Raw genomic sequence first — 15,013 nt, 5'->3', positions numbered from 1 at the left:
GCCCGCTCAGCGCCACCGATCTCCAGCGCCACCGATCTCCAGCGCCACCGATCTCTCAGTGCCAGTCGCTGATCTGCACGTCCCGGGGCGCCGGCGCGCCCTCGCCGGTCTCCACCAGGGACTTCAGGCTCATCAGGAACGTGGCCCACTTGGTGCTGCAGTGGTGCATGAACTCCACGGGCTCCTTCCAGCCCCGGTGCCCGAACAGCACGATCGTGTAGTCGCCGTCCTGCCGGAGGTCCCAGTCGATCGTCGTCCCGACCCATTCCTCGGGGCCGTCGACCACCCGCCACGCCACCCGCTCGGACGGACGCAGCTCGGTGACCTCCATGTCGAAACCGCCCGGCGGAAACCGGAACTCGAGCACGCCGCCGACGTCGCCGCTCCCCTTCGTGTCGTCGGTCCACCAGCCGGCGAGGCCCTCGACGGTCGTCAGCGCGTCGTACACCTTCTCCGGCGCCGGGGTCTTGACCCCGATCCTGTGCAGGATGTCTGCCACCTTCGGTTCTCCTCGGTCTCGTCAGTCCTGTTGGGTGCGCTGGATCGCCTCGGCGATCCGCTTGATCCGCCGCAGCCTGGCGTCCCACGCCGCCCCGACGGACGACAGCTGGGCCACCGCGCGGGCGAGCTGGGCGTCGTCCACCCGATACCGCTTCTCCCGGCCCGCCGGCGTCCCCCGGACCAGGCCGGCCCGGTCGAGGACGCCGAGGTGCTTGGCCACCGCCTGACGGGTGACCGGAAGGCGCTGGGCCAGCGATGTCGCGGTGCCGTCGCCCTCGATGAGCAGCAGGTCGAGCATCCGCCGCCGGGTCGGGTCTCCGATCGCGGACCAGAGGCCGTCGTCGACGTCCTCGGCCGCCGTGACGCTCACGGCCGCACCCGCAGCGTCGCGACGTACGGCGCCAGCCGCGGCAGGTAGAAGTCCCAGCCGGTGGCGTGCTCCCGGTACTGCTGTTCGAGGACGGCGGCCTCCCAGCCCATCTCGCGGAAGCCGGACTCGGTCATCTTGAGCAGCGTCCCGGCACCCGAGGGGGTCAGGTCGAAGGTGACCAGCAGCGAGTTGCCCTCCGCCGCGACCTCGCCCGCCGGGTGCGTCCAGCGGAACGAGAACGTGCGTGGGGGCCGCACGTCGACGACGGTGAACGACACCACCGCCCCGCCGGCGTCGGGGTCGCCGAAGACGATGTCCCCCGCCGCCCCGGGGGCCGGCTCGTACCTGGCGTCGTCCGGCCACCACTCCTTGAGGTGGCCGGGGCTGCTCACGACCTCGAAGACGATCTCCGGTGACGCCTCGATGTAGATTTCACGCTCGATGGTGCCGAACTCCACGTCAGCCTCCTGCAACTTTCGGTTGCACATGAGGCTATCGCCGGGCCGCCATTCGCGCAACCGTCGGTTGCACATTGGGCGGCGCGTACGCTCCGGGAGCCGCGCGCCGGGGTCGGCCAGAACCAGGCCGCCGATCTCGGTCGGCCGCTTGAGGCGGTAGCGGCCGGCGCATCACCGGTAGCGGGATCGTCCTACACGCTGCGCCGCACCTCGAACAGGAAGCAGCCGAACTCCACGGCCCGCACGTGGACCACCGCGGTCTCCGGGTCCTCCAGCAGGGCGTCCAGCAGGGTCGACGCCGCGACGGGGTCTTCCGACCGGTGCGCCTCCACGAGGTGCCCGTTCAGGATGGAGCCGTCGGCGCGGTAGGTGCGGAAGACCCTCCGCGGGCCGCCCATCGCCGCCGGATAGCCGGGCCCTGTTTCCAGCTGGGGCCCCTCACACGGCTCCTCGTGGACGAACACCGGGCCGACCTCCTCGTAGGCCCCGGGGTCCGCGCCGGTTTCGAGCGCCCAGCGGCGCAGCGGCGCGTAGGCCGCGAGCAGGACCGCCTCCCCCGGCCTGGAGCGGCGCAGGCAGCAGCGCAGCGGGTTGCCGCCCTCCTCCTCGACGATCCGGCGCGGCCTCCGACCGGCATCGTCGGTCTTCCTGAGCTGGTCACACACGTCGGGCGCGATGGCCCTGATGTCGAACGCCATGTCCTCATCGTGGCCCTGCGCCCGCCCCGAAGACCGGCGGAAAACGGACGGCGCGTTACGAGGCGCTGACGGTCTCCGGCACGCTCTCCTCCTCGCTCGCCGCCTTGGCGGCCTTGCGCTTGAGCCACACGGTGGTCCCCAGGCCGCCCAGGACGGCGACCGCCAGCCCCACCCAGGAGAAGTTCTTCAGCCACTTGTCGGCCACAATGCCCAGGTAGTAGATCGCGGCCGTGGTCCCGCCGGCCCACGCGACCCCGCCGAGGACGTTGGCGACGAGGAAGCGCCAGTACGGCATGTGCAGGGCCCCGGCCAGCGGCCCGGCGAGGATCCGCAGCAGGGCGACGAAGCGGCCGAAGAACACCGCCCACATCCCGTGGCGGTTGAACACCTGCTCCGCCTTGGCGATGTGCGCAGGGCCGAAGTGCTTGGGGAAGCGCCGTCCCAGCCGGTCGAACAGCGGCCGTCCGCCCTTGCGGCCGATCAGATAGCCGATGGAGTCCCCCACGATCGCGCCTCCGCTCGCGCAGAGCCCGACGACCACGGGGTCCACGACCCCTTTGGACGACAGCAGCGCGGCGCTCACCAGCACGACCTCACCCGGGAGCGGGATGCCCAGGCTCTCCAGCCCGATGACGGCGCCCACGAGCACGTAGACCCAGACGGACGGGATGGTCTGCAGCCACTCGTCGACGTGCATCTCACTCCCTCTATGCGATGACAGCACCCATTCTGCCGTCGCCCCACGGGTGCGGCATCCGCCGGAAGGACCATGGCGGGTAACCCGGCAGAAGGACGGGCGTCCGCCGTCTCCGGCCCGGAGAGGACCTGGAGGAGGACCGGGAGAGGATCAGTCGCGCATCGCGGCGCGGACGGCGTCGCGCATCGCGGCGTGGACGGCCGCGTTGCTCACCCGGTCGGTGCGCGCCTCCACGATTCGCAGGCCGTCCCCCTTGATCGCCCTGGACAGCTCCTCCGGGTCCTCGACCAGCGTGTACGGCAGGCCGCTCGCGGCGGCGACGTAGCCGAAATCCACCCCGTGGGGGGTACCGAACACCCGCTCGAACGGGTCCTCCAGCGCGGCCTGCGGCAGCAGCGAGAAGATGCCGCCGCCGTCGTTGTTCACCACCACGAGACACAGGTCGGGCCGGGGCTCGCGCGGGCCGAGGATCAGGCCGTTCTGGTCGTGCAGCAGCGTGAGGTCGCCGATCAGCGCGTACGCCGGGCCATTGTGGGCGAGCGCCGCCCCCACGGCGGAGGAGACCAGGCCGTCGATGCCCGACGCGCCCCGGTTGGCCATCAGCCGCAGCCCCCGCCGGGGGCGCATGGCCTGGTCGAGGTCGCGGATCGGCATGGACGACCCGCAGAACAGCAGCGAGCCGTTGGGCAGCACCTCGACGAGGTCCCTGGCCAGCCGCGGCTCGGTCAGCCCGGAGGAGTCGAGCACGGCGTCGATCGCGTCGCGGGCCACGTGGTCGGCGTGCCGCCAGGCCCGCAGCCAGGCGTCGCCTCCCGCCGCGATCGGGATCTCCACGGCCTGGGCCACCTGCGTCGCCGACCGGGTCGGGTCGGGCCACCGGGTCAGGTCGGGGGAGACCACGATGTGCTCCTCGGCCCGGCGCAGCCACGACAGTAGCGGGCGCGACAGGCCTGGACGGCCGAGGGTGACCACGACGTCGGGCCGGTGGGCGTCGGCCCACTCCTGGTCGCCCAGCAGGAAGTGGTAGGTCGAGACGGCGTGGTCGCCGTACCTGCCGCCGCCGTTGGGCTCCGACAGCACCGGCCAGCCCGCCATTCCCGCGGCGGCGACGTATCGCCGCACGTTGGCGGCGCCGTCGCCGACGACCAGCACCCCGCGCCGGGTCGGCGGGATGTGCAGGGCGGCGGAGGGCGGCGCGACCCGCGCCCGGAACCACGCGCCGGAGGCGTCGCCGTCCAGCGGCTCGCACCAGCTCGCGTCGCCGTCGGGGATCAGCGGCTCGCGGAAGGCCACGTTGAGGTGGACGGGCCCGGGGTCCGGCGGCCCGGCGGCGCGCTGGCAGGCCCGGCACACCAGCGACCGCCAGTAGGCGACCTGGCCCGGCCGATCCTCAGGCACCCCGACCTCGGCGAACCAGCGCACGGCCGAGCCGTACAGCTTGACCTGATCGATCGTCTGATTGGCGCCGGTGCCGCGAAGCTCGGGCGGCCGGTCGGCGGTCAGCAGGAGCAGCGGCACGCCGGACTCGGACGCCTCGATCACGGCGGGGTGGAAGTTGGCCGCCGCCGTGCCCGAGGTGCAGATCAGGGCCACCGGCCGCTCGGACCGCTTGGCCAGGCCGAGCGCGAGGTATGAGGCCGACCGCTCGTCGACGCGCACGTGCAGCCGCACCCGCGACTCCGCGTGCGCGGCGAGCGCCAGCGGCGCCGACCGGGAACCCGGGGCGAGCACCACATCGGTGACCCCGCAACGCACCAGTTCGTCGATCAGGACGGTCGAGAGGGCGGTCGCCGGGTTCACCGCCGCGCCTCCGAAACGCCCCGGCCGGCCCGGTTTATATCCACCCGCCCGTCTCCTCCCGTTCCCGCAGCCGCAAGCGTACGGCAAAAAGGAGAAGCCGCCGTCATCACGCGGCCTTCTACGGACGGCGGGGGAACTTCGAGAAGTCCGGCTTGCGCTTCTCCTTGAACGCGTCGCGGCCCTCCTGGGCCTCCTCGCTCATGTAGTAGATCAACGTCGCGTCGCCGGCGAACTGCTGCATCCCGGCGGCGCCGTCGGTCACCGCGTTGAGCGCGCCCTTCAGCATGCGCAGCGCGAGGGGCGACTTCTCCAGCAGCTCGCGGGCCCACTGGACGGTCTCCTCCTCCAGGCGCTCCAGCGGCACCACCGCGTTGACCAGGCCCCACTGGAGCGCGGTCTCCGCGTCGTACTGGCGGCACAGGTACCAGATCTCGCGGGCCCGCTTGAGGCCCACCGTCTCGGCGAGCAGCCAGGAGCCGTACCCGCCGTCGAACGAACCCACCTTGGGGCCGGTCTGGCCGAACCTGGCGTTGTCGGCGGCGATCGTCAGGTCGCAGCAGACGTGCAGCACGTGGCCGCCGCCGATGGCGTAGCCCGCCACCATGGCGATGATCGGCTTGGGGCAGCGGCGGATCTGCACCTGCAGGTCCAGGACGTTGAGCCGGCCGATGCCGTGGGTCTTGTCGTCCACATAGCCGTCGTCGCCGCGGATCTTCTGGTCGCCGCCGGAGCAGAACGCCTTGTCCCCGGCGCCGGTGAAGATGATCACACCGACCTCGGTGTCCTCCTGGGCGCGGTTGAAGGCCTCGCGGAGCTCGAACAAGGTCGTGGGCCGGAAGGCGTTGTGCCGCTCGGGGCGGTTGATGGTGATCTTCGCCATCCCCTCCGCGGTCTCGTAGATGATGTCCTCGTACTCGCCCGACCGCTTCCAGTCGACCCCGCTCGTCACACCCGCTCCTTCGCCGTCACCAACCAGGCGCCCTCACCAACGAGGCGCCGTCACCGACCAGGCGGTCGCCTCCGGCCACCGCGCCGGGACTAACCTTACGACCGTGCTCAGCCCTCACGGACACCGCCCGGGACAGCGACCCGTGCACGCCGTCGTCCTGCCTCCGGGGCCCGCCCTGTCCGAGGCCGTACGGCAGGCCCTGACGGGCGACGGGCCCGCCGTGCTGCCGCTGTCGCCCGACCTCCCGAGGCCCGCGCTGGAGGCGACGCTCGCCGCGCTGCGCCCCACCCATGTCGTCACCCCCGACGGCGTGCGGCGCGAGCCGGACGGCGAGCCGTCCGACGCCGCGCTGATCATCGCGACCTCCGGCTCCACCGGCACGCCGAAGGGGGTGGAGCTGACCGCCGAGGCGCTGCTCGCCTCGGCCCGCGCCTCGCTGGCCAGGCTCGGCGCCCGCGAGGGCGACCGCTGGCTGTGCTGCCTGCCGCCGTCGCACATCTCGGGCGCGCAGGTGCTCATCCGGTCGCTGCTGTGCGGCACCGAGCCGATCGTCCACGCGCGATTCTCCCCCGCCGACGTCGCCGCGAGCGGGGCCGACCACGTCTCGCTGGTCCCCACCCAGCTGCGGCGGATGCTGGACGCGGGCGCCGACGTCGCGGCCTTCGCCACGATCCTGCTCGGCGGGGCCGCCGCTCCCGCGGGCCTGCTGGCCGAGGCCCGCGCGGCGGGGGCCAGGATCGTCACCACGTACGGCTCCAGCGAGACGAGCGGTGGGTGCGTGTACGACGGCGTGCCGCTCGACGGCGTGGAGGTCAAGATCGGCGGCGACGGCCGGGTGCGGATCGCGGGGCCGGTCCTGTTCTCGGGCTACCGGCTGCGTGAGGAGCGGCCGTTCGAGGGCGGCTGGTTCGTCACCTCCGACCTGGGCTCGATGGAGGACGGACGGCTCACCGTGCTGGGCCGGGCCGACGACGTGATCAACACCGGCGGCCGCAAGGTCGTGGCCGGCGCGGTCGCCGAGGTCCTGGCCGGGCACCCCGCCGTACGCGACGTCGTGGTGGTGGGCAGGCCCGACCCCGAGTGGGGCGAGATCGTGGTCGCCGTCGTGGTTCCCCGCGACGCCGGCGAGGTCACCCTCGGCGGGCTGAGGGACTTCGCCAAGAAGCGGCTGCCCGCCTACGCCGCGCCGCGCGCCGTCGAGCTGGTGCCCCAGATCCCGCTCCTACCGAACGGCAAACCCGATATGGTCGAACTCAAGAACCGGAACCGCGGATGACCTTCGTGCGTCTGTAAGAGCAGGGGGAAGGGGACGCCGCATGCAACCGATCCGCCTCACACCGGCCCACAAGATGATGGCCTCCGCCGTGCTGGTCGGCGTCGTCATCGTGGGCGGAGCGTCGGTCACGGCCGCCGCCTTCGCCGGCCGCCTGGACGACGTCGCGAAGGTGGGCGACGCCCCTGCCGCCAAGCTCGGCCCGGCGGGTCGCGGGAGATCGGTCGAGGTCTCCCCCGACGCCCCCCGCCAGGGCGACGTCACCAGGGCTCGGTCCACTCCCGAGGTCGACCCCGACGTGGTGCTGAAGGAGCTCACGGACGACCCGGACGGGGTCGCCGACTACTGGACGCAGGAGCGCATCCAGGGCGCGAACCCCATGCCGATGCCCCAGGTCAGCGTCAGCATCATCCCGGACTGACCGGCCTGCCCCCGACGAATTCGACAGCATCCCCCGCGGGGCGAGGGAACAAACCAGGCGTGAGAGCGTTATTGATACTGGTGCGCTGAGCCGCCGGACGCCGCGCCCCGATCGCAAGCATCAGAACCTCGAACCATCCACGAACTCCGCAAGGAGGAGGTGTCCTCATGCCCCGGACCGCCGTGGCGGCCTCGCCCGAGCGCGAGGCGACCCCGACGACGCTCGACCTGCTCCTGGAGCGAGGCCGTGCACAGGGTCGCCTTTCCCTGTCGGAGCTGCGCCAGGCCTTCGCGAAGGCCGGCGTCAGCCCCGTCGAGGGCCGCTCGATCCTCCGCGAGCTCACCGAGGCGGGCGTGAACCTGGCCGCGGACAACGGCGCGGAGAACGAGCCGGGCGACAAGACCGAGGCGGCCCCCGCCAAGGCGCCGGCCAGGAAGTCCCGCCGGGCCGCCCAGGCCGCGGCGCAGGCCAAGAGCTCGCCCGCAGCCAGGAGCTCCGCGAAGAAGACGGCCAAGGCCGCCGACGAGCAGCCGTACGACGAGGAGCTCCAGCAGTCCGACGAGGCCGAGGTGGAGGACAGCGGGACGCTCGACCTCGACGACACCTCCTCGGTGATGGGCGACTCGGTCCACACCTACCTGAAGTCCATCGGCCGCCGCACCCTGCTCACCGCCGCCCAGGAGGTGGAGCTGGCCAAGCGCATCGAGGCCGGTCTGTACGCCGAGTACAAGCTGGAGACCGTGCTCGAGAGCGGCGAGCACCTGCCCCCGCACGTGCGCGAGGACCTTGAGTGGGTCATCGAGGACGGCAGGCGGGCCAAGGACCACATGCTGGAGGCCAACCTCCGTCTGGTCGTCTCGGTGGCCAAGAAGTACACCGACCGCGGCATGGCCCTGCTCGACGTGGTGCAGGAGGGCAACCTCGGCCTGATCCGCGCCGTCGAGAAGTTCGACTACACCAAGGGCTACAAGTTCTCGACGTACGCCATGTGGTGGATCCGGCAGGCGATCCAGCGCGGCTTCGCCGACTCCGCCCGGACGATCCGGCTGCCCGTCCACGTGCTGGAGATGCTGTCGAAGCTGTCGCGCGTCGAGCGTGACATGCACCAGCGGCTCGGCCGGGAGCCCACGCCGGAGGAGCTGGCCGTCGAGCTGGACAAGACCCCGGACCAGATCGAGGAGCTGCTGCGCACCAGCCGGCAGCCGATCAGCCTCGACTCGACCATCGGCGAGGACGGCGAGACCCGGATCGGCGACCTCATCGAGGACGTCGACTCCCCCGAGGCGTCCGAGGTCGTGGACCGGCAGCTGCTGGCCGAGCAGCTCAAGGGCGTGCTGAGCAACCTGTCGCCGCGCGAGGCCAAGATCATGAGCCTGCGCTTCGGGCTGGCCGACGGCAAGCCGCACACGCTGGACGAGATCGGCAAGTACCTGGGCCTGACCCGGGAGCGGATCCGCCAGCTGGAGAAGGAGTCGCTGTCCAAGCTGCGCCACCCGAGCAACACCCGCCCGCTGCTCGACTGGGCGAGCTGATCCCCGTCATTCGTACGGCCCGCATCCCCTCGGGGGTGCGGGCCGCACTGCTGCCTGGGGTCAGCGGCCGGCGGCGGCCAGCCCCTTGCGTACGTCGCGCGGGGTCAGGCGGGCGGGGTCGCCCGTCTTGGAGGCGCGAGGCACCCGCGGGATGCCGCTGAGGCGGTGCGCCTCGCGCAGCGTGCGCAGGCGGTTCACCTCGTCGGTCCACAGTGCGCCGTCGGGAGTGGCCTTCGCCTTGCGCCGGGCGATCCTGCTGTCGTAGGACTTCACGCCGAAGGTGGCGCGCTGGCCCGCCTCCGCGGCGCGCAGCGCCTCGGTCAGGGCGGCGTCGAAGCCCAGGGCCGCCTCACGGAGCTCGGGGAGCGGCGCGCCGGCCGCCTTCGCCTCCTGGAACCGCCGCTGCGCCACCCGGACCTTCTCCAGCACCTGGTCGAAGTCCTTCCGGATCTCCAGATCCGCGTGGTAGCGGACCTCCGCCTCCCGGCTCACCCGCGGACGGAAAAACGCCATCGTCAGCCCCTTCGGTATCGGACTCGCGCAATCGGATGTGCGCAATCGAACTCGCGTCGCAATCGGTAGCGTACGCGCTCCGCGCGGAGGCCCGCACCGCAGGGTGCGCCGCCCTTTACGAAGTAAGGGTCCGTATGGCAGCATGATCGCCGTGCCTGCCAAGCGACCACCCGTCCCCCTGTCCCGCGAGCGGATCATCGACGCCGCCCTGCACATCGCCGACGGGCAGGGCCTGCGCCGGCTGACCATGCGCCGGCTCGGCGACGCCCTCCAGGTGGAGGCCATGGCGATCTACCACCACCTGCCGCGGGGCAAGGAGGCGCTGATGGACGCCCTCGCCGAGCACGTGACGACCGTGGAGGTCGATCCGGCCGCCGCCACCACCTGGCAGGACAGGGCGCGCGCCTGGGCCCGCGCGAGCCGTGCCGCGCTGCTGGAGCACCCGGGCGTGCTGTCGCTGGCGCTGACCAAGCCGCCGAAGGGGTCGGCCCTCATCGCGATCACCGAGCAGACCGAGCAGTTGCGCGAGACGGGGGCGGGCGACCCGGCCGGGGCGGTCCGCGCGCTGCGGGCCTACGTGTTCGGGAGCGTGGCGGTGGAGGTCCAGCAGTCGGGATGGGCCGATCCGGACGCCGAGGTGCGCGACGCGCGCACCGCCGAGGGCGAGCGCGATTTCGAGCACGGTCTCGACGCGCTGATCACCGGCCTCGGCGGCTGAGACCTGGGGATTTCCGGACCGTCCGCATCACTCGCATCTGACGACCGGAATCTGTGATCTGTCGGTTACCCGGCCGTCGGCGTGTCGAGGCCGGACCGTTGCCTCCATTGGGGCATTCTTGTGTACTAGGTCACATCAGTGCGCGCGAGCCTGCTCGGGGGGTGGCCGGGTCCCCTGCCCGACCGGCGGAAATGCTCCGAACGGGCTATGTCGTACGGATGCGGCCGAGCCGCAAACTGGTGTAGTCCAGTGTGGTGTGCGTCATACCCCACGGACGCCAGGAAGACAAAAACGAGCGAACGATAAGACACGGAGCCCCGGCGATGTGCCCTCATGAACCGGCCTGTCCCAACGCGGACGCGAAGGACCGAGAAGCCGCCCGCACGATAGCCTGTCACCCCGAGCAAGGCTGGAGCCTGCTCTGCAACGGCGTCGTGCTGTTCGAGGACACCGGCGAGCTGCTGCCCGACGGCGGCGTCATCGCCCCGCACCGCCCCACCGACATGGCCATCAGCGCGGCCTAGGTCCCGTTCCTCGGGGACGCTGAGGCGATCAGCGTTCCGCCCTCACCGTGATCGGCGTGGGAGACCGGGGCGACGGGGCCGACGCGGAGTGGGAGCGCCTCAAGTCTTCGCTCCCACCCGTGAGAACACGCGGCGGCCGGTGGAGTGGTGTCCTCGTGGTCGCCGAGAGCGGTCGCCGAGTGGTCATCACGTGGTCATAAAGGGGGGCGCCGTACCGGCCCGGCCGATGGGCCACGGCGCAACTGCCGGAACACCCCGAACCCCGCCCGCGGCGGAGAAGCGGCATCGCGAGCCGCCGCCCGGCGAGGGAACCCAGGCGGCATCTGATCACGCGAGTGCACGCCGCCCACAATGCGGAAAACGAATCGGCCGGCAGGGGTGCCGGTCGACTCGCCTCCGGCTCGGGCCCGCCCACATGCGGCCGGGCCGCGGAAGACCCCAGGGCCTACGACGCCGCCCCCGTCTGCGACGTCGCATTCCACACACCGTCCCCCACCTTGTGACCACCGGGACAATCACTTGAGCGGCGGACTGGGCGTAGCCGTTCGCCGGGGGGGCGCCTGTCCTGCCCGATCTGCCGCGGTGGATCATGCCCCACCGGGGGCGGCGCGGTCCGGGCAGGCATCGGCCGGGCGCGTGCCGCCGGACGTCACGTGCGGTAGTTCTTTCCCGGGACCTTCCCCGGGATCGGCTTGCCGATGAGGGCGACGGGGATGAAGAAGCAGATCTGGCTCATCGCCATCGTGAGGGTCCACAGCGCCTTATCGTCATAGTGGGCGGACGCCCTGGCGAACAACTCGTCAGGGACGCGCTCCCCGCACGGGTTGGGGGTGAGGACGGCCTCCACGAGCTCCAGCGCGACCCGCTCCGCGTCGGTGAAGTAGGGGGCGTCCTGCCATGACGCCACCGCCGTGATGCGCTCCTCCGGCTCCCCCGCCTTGCGGAGGAGGCCGGTCTGCCGGACGGTGTGGTAGGTGCTGCCGACGATCTGCCCGGCGCGCAGCTGAACCAGGCCGACGGTGGTCTGCGGAATCGCACCGTTCCTGGTCGCCTTCGACATGGCTCCGGCGATCGTTCCCAGCTCAGGGAAGAACTGGGCGGGGTCGGGCAGACGCGACCGGAGGTCGTCCTGCTCGGTCGTCGAGGACACGGGCATGGCGGGTTCCCCTTCTCTCGTTGGTGAAGTGGGTCGCTCGTCAGTAGGCGGCCGACGGCGGGGACGCGCGGCGGCCGGACCAGATCCAGACGAGCTGAAGGACGCTCAGACCGAACATCAGGACGCCCAGCGGGATGTGCAGGGTCTTCACGTGTGCGATGCCCAGCGCCACCTGCGCCAGCGTGAGCCCCAAGAACCCGGCCGCGTACAGGATGGGCCCGGGCGAGCCGCCGCCCGGACGCCACGTCAAGATCGCGACGATCAGATGCAGCACCGTCACGACGAACACCGTGTACGCGCCGGCGCTGTGCAGCGCCCCATGGCCGGGCGACGACAACAGCAGTCCCGCGGTGATCGCCTGGACGAAGACGGCCACGGTTTGCACGGTGGTCGCGGCACGCAAGAACATGAGGTTGCCTTGCTTCGCCGTCGTGCGCGTGGGCATGGCGCGGTTTCCCTTCTCGATCTCACCGTGTGTGAGGCTCGGGACCCGGTGTCCCGGTAGTCCGACGACGCGACCGCCGGGAATGTGAGGCGAAGCGCCGGCCTCACACTTGGGCGCGCTGTCTCGTCGGTCTGGTGAGGGACGATGCGACCGAGGAAGCCGGGGACACCATGACCACCACATCCGCGCCGGGACACGACCGGCCCGATCCGAGCCTCGACGCGATCATGAGCGAGCGTCGTCAGCTGATCAATCTCGCGTACCGGCTCCTCGGTTCACTGGCCGATGCCGAGGACGTCGTGCAGGAGACGTACGCCCGCTGGTACGCCATGTCACGGCAGCAGCAGGAGGCCATCGCGTCCCCCGGCGCCTGGCTGACGAAGGTGGCCGGCCGCATCTGCCTGGACCTGCTCGGCTCGGCACGGGCCCGGCGGGAGAGCTACGTGGGCGAATGGATCCCGGAGCCGCTCCCGGACCGTGCGGAGTGGATCGACGGGCGGGGCGGCGGCACGACCGACCCTGCCGACCCGGCCGACCGGATCACGCTCGACGAGTCGGTCACCATGGCCTTCCTGGTCGTGCTCGAGTCGATGACCCCGGCCGAGCGTGTCGCCTTCGTCCTCCACGAGGTCTTCCGCTACTCCTTCGCGGAGGTGGCCGAGATCGTCGGCCGCACACCCGCGGCATGCCGCCAGTTGGCCTCCTCCGCCCGCCGCCGCATCCGCGCGTCGCAGGCTCTCCCGGCTCCGGCGGGTCTGCGGGCCGGCCTCGTGAGGGACTTCAAGCAGGCATGGGAGGCCAAGGACATCGACACCCTCGTGGGCCTCCTCGACCCCCGCGCCACGATGATCGCCGATGGCGGCGGACTGGTCAGCGCCGTGCTCCGCCCGATCGAAGGCGGCGAGCAGATCGCCCGCTACATCATCGCCATCGCCGACATGGCCCCCGGGCTGACGATCCTGGAGCGTACGGTCAACGGTCAGCCCGGTCTGGTGGCCCAGCGCGACGGCGTCACCGTGACGGTGGCGGCGTTCGACGCTCCCGGCGACCGGATCACGCGGATCTGGGCGGTACGCAACCCGGAGAAGCTCTGGCCGTGGACGGGGGAGCCACCGGCGGCCTCCGACAGCGGCCACGGCGCCCGCCACGGTGAGGGTGAGACCACGATCACGTGAGCGGATCCGAGGAGCGGGACCCGGGCGAGAGCAGCCACCGAGCCACCACCTCGCCCACGCGGGCGGGGTCCTTCTTGAACTCGTGCCCCTCCCCCGCAAGGACCACGAGACATGCGGTGTCCTTCTCGTCCGGCACGCCGAACGGATCCCGGTCCCCGTTGACCACGAGCACCGGGGGCCCCGCCTGCCGCAGTTCCTCCGCCCGTGACCGTTCCGGCCGGCCCGGCGGGTGGAGCGGGAACGCGAGCGCCACCACCGCCTCGGCCCCGGCCGCGCGTGCCGTGCGGCAGGCGACCCGCGCGCCGTTGCTCCGCCCGCCCTGGACGAGCGGCAGGCCCGGATGACGCTCGCGGAGCGCGGCGACGATCGACAGCCACGCCTCGTCCTGTTTGACGGCCGAGCCCGGCGCCCGTGCGCCGCGCAGCCGGAACGGCTGGGTCACCCGTGCGACGCTCCCCCCGATCGCCAGCACCGCGTCCCGTACGGCGAGCAGGTCCGGGGCTTCCACACCTCCCCCGGACCCATGGGTCAGGACCAGCAGCAGCCGGGGATCGGCCGCCTCGTCCACCTCGGCCAGCGCGCGGCCGTGCGGGGTCTCGATCTCCATGCGGTGACGCTAACGGGTCCGACCCGAGCAGGAGGATTCGACCCTCCGATCGGAGGATGGCAGGCACCTGATAAAGGGGCCACAATGTCATGGTGCCGGACATCGCATCGCAGCAGCCGCCCGGGACCGGGCGCCCCGTCCCTCCGCCACCGGCGGCCCCCTCGAACCGTGAGGATCTGCGCGCCGTGATGGCGGCCCGCCGCGACCTCGGCCCGGACTACGAGGACGCCCTGGTCGACTCGTTCCTCGACAAGCTCGACGTGGAGATCGCCGCGCGGGTGCGCAACGAGGTGGCGGCCCATCTCGCCCGGCAGCCGCCCGGAAATCAGCCCAAGCAGAAGGACAGCGCCGTCGGCATCGCCATAGGCTCGCTGGCCCTGGGCATCCCGCTGACCGGGATCGCGGTGGGGAACGCCGGCCTGGCGGGCCTGCTCCTGTCCTGGGGCGGAATCGTCGCGGTCAACCTCGCCTACGCCCTCGGCCGCCGCAGAGAGCGCTGAGCCCTGCCGCTGAGCCCTGCCGCTGAGCCCTGCCCGGGGGTCGGTCAGGCCTCCACGCCCTCCATGGCGGGGCGCACGTCCCGCCCGAGGCGCAGCCGCACCTGCTCGGCGAGCGCGGGATCGGGATGGTCGAGGCCGTACCGCCACACGGTCTCCGCGTCGGCGTCGCGGCCCCGCAGCGGCAGCGTGCGGGCCAGCAGTTCGATCGCGAGCGCGCCGGTGCCGGCGTCGGCCCCCTCCTGGCGACTGTCCTCCACGGCCCCGGCGAACTGCGCGCACGCCATCTCCAGGTGCGCCATGCCGAGCAGCACCCGCAGCCGCGCAGGATCGGCCACCGCGCTGACCGACAGCGCCTCAAGCAGGACGTCGGCGGCCCGCTCTGGCTCGCCGTCCTCCAGCAGCCGCTCGGCCATCCGCTCGACCACGACGGACAGGCCCTCGCCCGCCTCGCCGCGGTCCGGCGCGTCCTCGTCCGCCGCGAGCTCCGCGAAGATCGCGGCCGCGCCGTCGAGGTCGCCGCTTTCGGCGAGCCGGCGCGCGTGGTCGAGCCGGTCGGACCGCCGCCCGGAATCGATGGCCGTCATACAGGGGGCCTCGCATGGTCGCAGGTGATGAGGAACGATCACCGCGATCTTAACGAGACCGGCCGCCGGACGGGGCCGACATGCTCAACTGA

General features: G+C 72.2%; 19 protein-coding genes. 7 read left to right on the top strand and 12 right to left on the bottom strand.

Features of this window, described 5'->3' with window-relative positions:
• Positions 1–55: 55 nt before the first annotated feature.
• The 7 genes from ACIBK1_RS31755 to menB all read right to left on the bottom strand — a co-directional run bounded on the left by ACIBK1_RS31755 (position 56) and on the right by menB (position 5,473).
• Positions 56–499: an SRPBCC domain-containing protein gene (locus ACIBK1_RS31755; RefSeq protein WP_396739380.1), complete on the bottom strand. Its 444-nt coding sequence runs from the start codon at positions 497–499 to the stop codon at positions 56–58.
• 21 nt (positions 500–520) lie between these two features.
• On the bottom strand, positions 521–871 hold the full coding sequence (locus ACIBK1_RS31750; RefSeq protein WP_076435920.1) for an ArsR/SmtB family transcription factor: 351 nt from the start codon (positions 869–871) through the stop codon (positions 521–523).
• The gene (locus ACIBK1_RS31745; RefSeq protein ID WP_076435917.1) at positions 868–1,329 is read right to left on the bottom strand and encodes an SRPBCC family protein; all 462 of its coding nucleotides are present in this window, start codon (positions 1,327–1,329) and stop codon (positions 868–870) included. The genes ACIBK1_RS31750 and ACIBK1_RS31745 overlap by 4 nt, the downstream gene beginning before the upstream one ends.
• 191 nt (positions 1,330–1,520) lie before the next feature.
• Entirely contained in the window at positions 1,521–2,027 is a 507-nt protein-coding gene (locus ACIBK1_RS31740) for a DUF1203 domain-containing protein (protein ID WP_030506508.1), read from the bottom strand.
• 55 nt (positions 2,028–2,082) lie between these two features.
• The gene (locus ACIBK1_RS31735) at positions 2,083–2,724 is read right to left on the bottom strand and encodes a DedA family protein (RefSeq protein WP_030506509.1); all 642 of its coding nucleotides are present in this window, start codon (positions 2,722–2,724) and stop codon (positions 2,083–2,085) included.
• Between the two features lie 150 nt (positions 2,725–2,874).
• Positions 2,875–4,524, bottom strand: a complete 1,650-nt coding sequence (gene menD, locus ACIBK1_RS31730; protein WP_076435910.1) for a 2-succinyl-5-enolpyruvyl-6-hydroxy-3-cyclohexene-1-carboxylic-acid synthase — start codon at positions 4,522–4,524, stop codon at positions 2,875–2,877.
• Between the two features lie 118 nt (positions 4,525–4,642).
• Positions 4,643–5,473 carry a 1,4-dihydroxy-2-naphthoyl-CoA synthase gene (menB, locus tag ACIBK1_RS31725; RefSeq protein WP_030506511.1) on the bottom strand — a complete coding sequence of 277 codons (831 nt, stop codon included), beginning with the start codon at positions 5,471–5,473 and terminating at the stop codon, positions 4,643–4,645.
• 103 nt (positions 5,474–5,576) lie between these two features.
• Between menB and ACIBK1_RS31720 the strand changes: the two genes are divergently transcribed.
• The 3 genes from ACIBK1_RS31720 to ACIBK1_RS31710 all read left to right on the top strand — a co-directional run bounded on the left by ACIBK1_RS31720 (position 5,577) and on the right by ACIBK1_RS31710 (position 8,699).
• Complete coding sequence (locus ACIBK1_RS31720; RefSeq protein WP_396725887.1) at positions 5,577–6,749, top strand: AMP-binding protein; 1,173 nt, start codon at positions 5,577–5,579, stop codon at positions 6,747–6,749.
• A gap of 40 nt (positions 6,750–6,789) precedes the next feature.
• Complete coding sequence (locus ACIBK1_RS31715; RefSeq protein ID WP_396739377.1) at positions 6,790–7,167, top strand: hypothetical protein; 378 nt, start codon at positions 6,790–6,792, stop codon at positions 7,165–7,167.
• A gap of 167 nt (positions 7,168–7,334) precedes the next feature.
• The gene (locus ACIBK1_RS31710; RefSeq protein ID WP_396739375.1) at positions 7,335–8,699 is read left to right on the top strand and encodes an RNA polymerase sigma factor; all 1,365 of its coding nucleotides are present in this window, start codon (positions 7,335–7,337) and stop codon (positions 8,697–8,699) included.
• Positions 8,700–8,759: 60 nt separating this feature from the next.
• Here ACIBK1_RS31710 and ACIBK1_RS31705 read toward each other — a convergent pair whose 3' ends face one another.
• A complete protein-coding gene (locus tag ACIBK1_RS31705) occupies positions 8,760–9,212 on the bottom strand; it encodes a hypothetical protein (protein ID WP_197042485.1) in 453 nt (150 codons plus the stop codon).
• A 142-nt stretch (positions 9,213–9,354) separates the two neighbouring features.
• Between ACIBK1_RS31705 and ACIBK1_RS31700 the strand changes: the two genes are divergently transcribed.
• Both ACIBK1_RS31700 and ACIBK1_RS31695 read left to right on the top strand, forming a co-directional pair.
• The gene (locus ACIBK1_RS31700; protein ID WP_030506516.1) at positions 9,355–9,930 is read left to right on the top strand and encodes a TetR/AcrR family transcriptional regulator C-terminal domain-containing protein; all 576 of its coding nucleotides are present in this window, start codon (positions 9,355–9,357) and stop codon (positions 9,928–9,930) included.
• A gap of 323 nt (positions 9,931–10,253) precedes the next feature.
• A complete protein-coding gene (locus ACIBK1_RS31695; protein ID WP_030506517.1) occupies positions 10,254–10,454 on the top strand; it encodes a DUF5999 family protein in 201 nt (66 codons plus the stop codon).
• A gap of 649 nt (positions 10,455–11,103) precedes the next feature.
• On the opposite strand, the gene ACIBK1_RS31690 is transcribed toward ACIBK1_RS31695, so the two are convergent.
• Both ACIBK1_RS31690 and ACIBK1_RS31685 read right to left on the bottom strand, forming a co-directional pair.
• Positions 11,104–11,610 carry a carboxymuconolactone decarboxylase family protein gene (locus ACIBK1_RS31690; protein ID WP_030506518.1) on the bottom strand — a complete coding sequence of 169 codons (507 nt, stop codon included), beginning with the start codon at positions 11,608–11,610 and terminating at the stop codon, positions 11,104–11,106.
• A 40-nt stretch (positions 11,611–11,650) separates the two neighbouring features.
• The gene (locus ACIBK1_RS31685) at positions 11,651–12,055 is read right to left on the bottom strand and encodes a hypothetical protein (RefSeq protein WP_036405421.1); all 405 of its coding nucleotides are present in this window, start codon (positions 12,053–12,055) and stop codon (positions 11,651–11,653) included.
• Positions 12,056–12,225: 170 nt separating this feature from the next.
• On the opposite strand from ACIBK1_RS31685, the gene sigJ reads away from it, so the two are divergent.
• On the top strand, positions 12,226–13,230 hold the full coding sequence (gene sigJ, locus ACIBK1_RS31680) for an RNA polymerase sigma factor SigJ (RefSeq protein ID WP_396739373.1): 1,005 nt from the start codon (positions 12,226–12,228) through the stop codon (positions 13,228–13,230).
• Here the strand turns inward: sigJ and ACIBK1_RS31675 are convergent.
• A complete protein-coding gene (locus tag ACIBK1_RS31675; RefSeq protein ID WP_051761378.1) occupies positions 13,223–13,837 on the bottom strand; it encodes an alpha/beta hydrolase family protein in 615 nt (204 codons plus the stop codon). The two genes, sigJ and ACIBK1_RS31675, sit on opposite strands and share 8 nt — an antisense overlap.
• A 92-nt stretch (positions 13,838–13,929) precedes the next feature.
• On the opposite strand from ACIBK1_RS31675, the gene ACIBK1_RS31670 reads away from it, so the two are divergent.
• The gene (locus tag ACIBK1_RS31670) at positions 13,930–14,337 is read left to right on the top strand and encodes a hypothetical protein (RefSeq protein WP_156080799.1); all 408 of its coding nucleotides are present in this window, start codon (positions 13,930–13,932) and stop codon (positions 14,335–14,337) included.
• Between the two features lie 44 nt (positions 14,338–14,381).
• On the opposite strand, the gene ACIBK1_RS31665 is transcribed toward ACIBK1_RS31670, so the two are convergent.
• The gene (locus ACIBK1_RS31665) at positions 14,382–14,921 is read right to left on the bottom strand and encodes a hypothetical protein (protein WP_051761380.1); all 540 of its coding nucleotides are present in this window, start codon (positions 14,919–14,921) and stop codon (positions 14,382–14,384) included.
• Positions 14,922–15,013: the final 92 nt, after the last annotated feature.

Origin of the sequence: Microbispora rosea (assembly GCF_044460045.1) — a bacterium.
Taxonomy (GTDB): Bacteria; Actinomycetota; Actinomycetes; order Streptosporangiales; family Streptosporangiaceae; genus Microbispora; species Microbispora rosea.
Note: the sequence above shows the minus strand (reverse complement) of the source record. Positions and strands in the feature narration are given on the sequence as shown.

Coding starts and splice junctions, on each gene's coding strand:
- ACIBK1_RS31740 (WP_030506508.1), bottom strand. CDS start 2,027: ATGGCGTTCGACATCAGGGCCATCGCGCCCGACGTGTGTGACCAGCTC.
- ACIBK1_RS31735 (WP_030506509.1), bottom strand. CDS start 2,724: ATGCACGTCGACGAGTGGCTGCAGACCATCCCGTCCGTCTGGGTCTAC.
- ACIBK1_RS31715 (WP_396739377.1), top strand. CDS start 6,790: ATGCAACCGATCCGCCTCACACCGGCCCACAAGATGATGGCCTCCGCC.
- ACIBK1_RS31710 (WP_396739375.1), top strand. CDS start 7,335: ATGCCCCGGACCGCCGTGGCGGCCTCGCCCGAGCGCGAGGCGACCCCG.
- ACIBK1_RS31705 (WP_197042485.1), bottom strand. CDS start 9,212: ATGGCGTTTTTCCGTCCGCGGGTGAGCCGGGAGGCGGAGGTCCGCTAC.
- ACIBK1_RS31700 (WP_030506516.1), top strand. CDS start 9,355: ATGATCGCCGTGCCTGCCAAGCGACCACCCGTCCCCCTGTCCCGCGAG.
- ACIBK1_RS31695 (WP_030506517.1), top strand. CDS start 10,254: ATGTGCCCTCATGAACCGGCCTGTCCCAACGCGGACGCGAAGGACCGA.
- ACIBK1_RS31690 (WP_030506518.1), bottom strand. CDS start 11,610: ATGCCCGTGTCCTCGACGACCGAGCAGGACGACCTCCGGTCGCGTCTG.
- ACIBK1_RS31685 (WP_036405421.1), bottom strand. CDS start 12,055: ATGCCCACGCGCACGACGGCGAAGCAAGGCAACCTCATGTTCTTGCGT.
- sigJ (WP_396739373.1), top strand. CDS start 12,226: ATGACCACCACATCCGCGCCGGGACACGACCGGCCCGATCCGAGCCTC.
- ACIBK1_RS31675 (WP_051761378.1), bottom strand. CDS start 13,837: ATGGAGATCGAGACCCCGCACGGCCGCGCGCTGGCCGAGGTGGACGAG.
- ACIBK1_RS31665 (WP_051761380.1), bottom strand. CDS start 14,921: ATGACGGCCATCGATTCCGGGCGGCGGTCCGACCGGCTCGACCACGCG.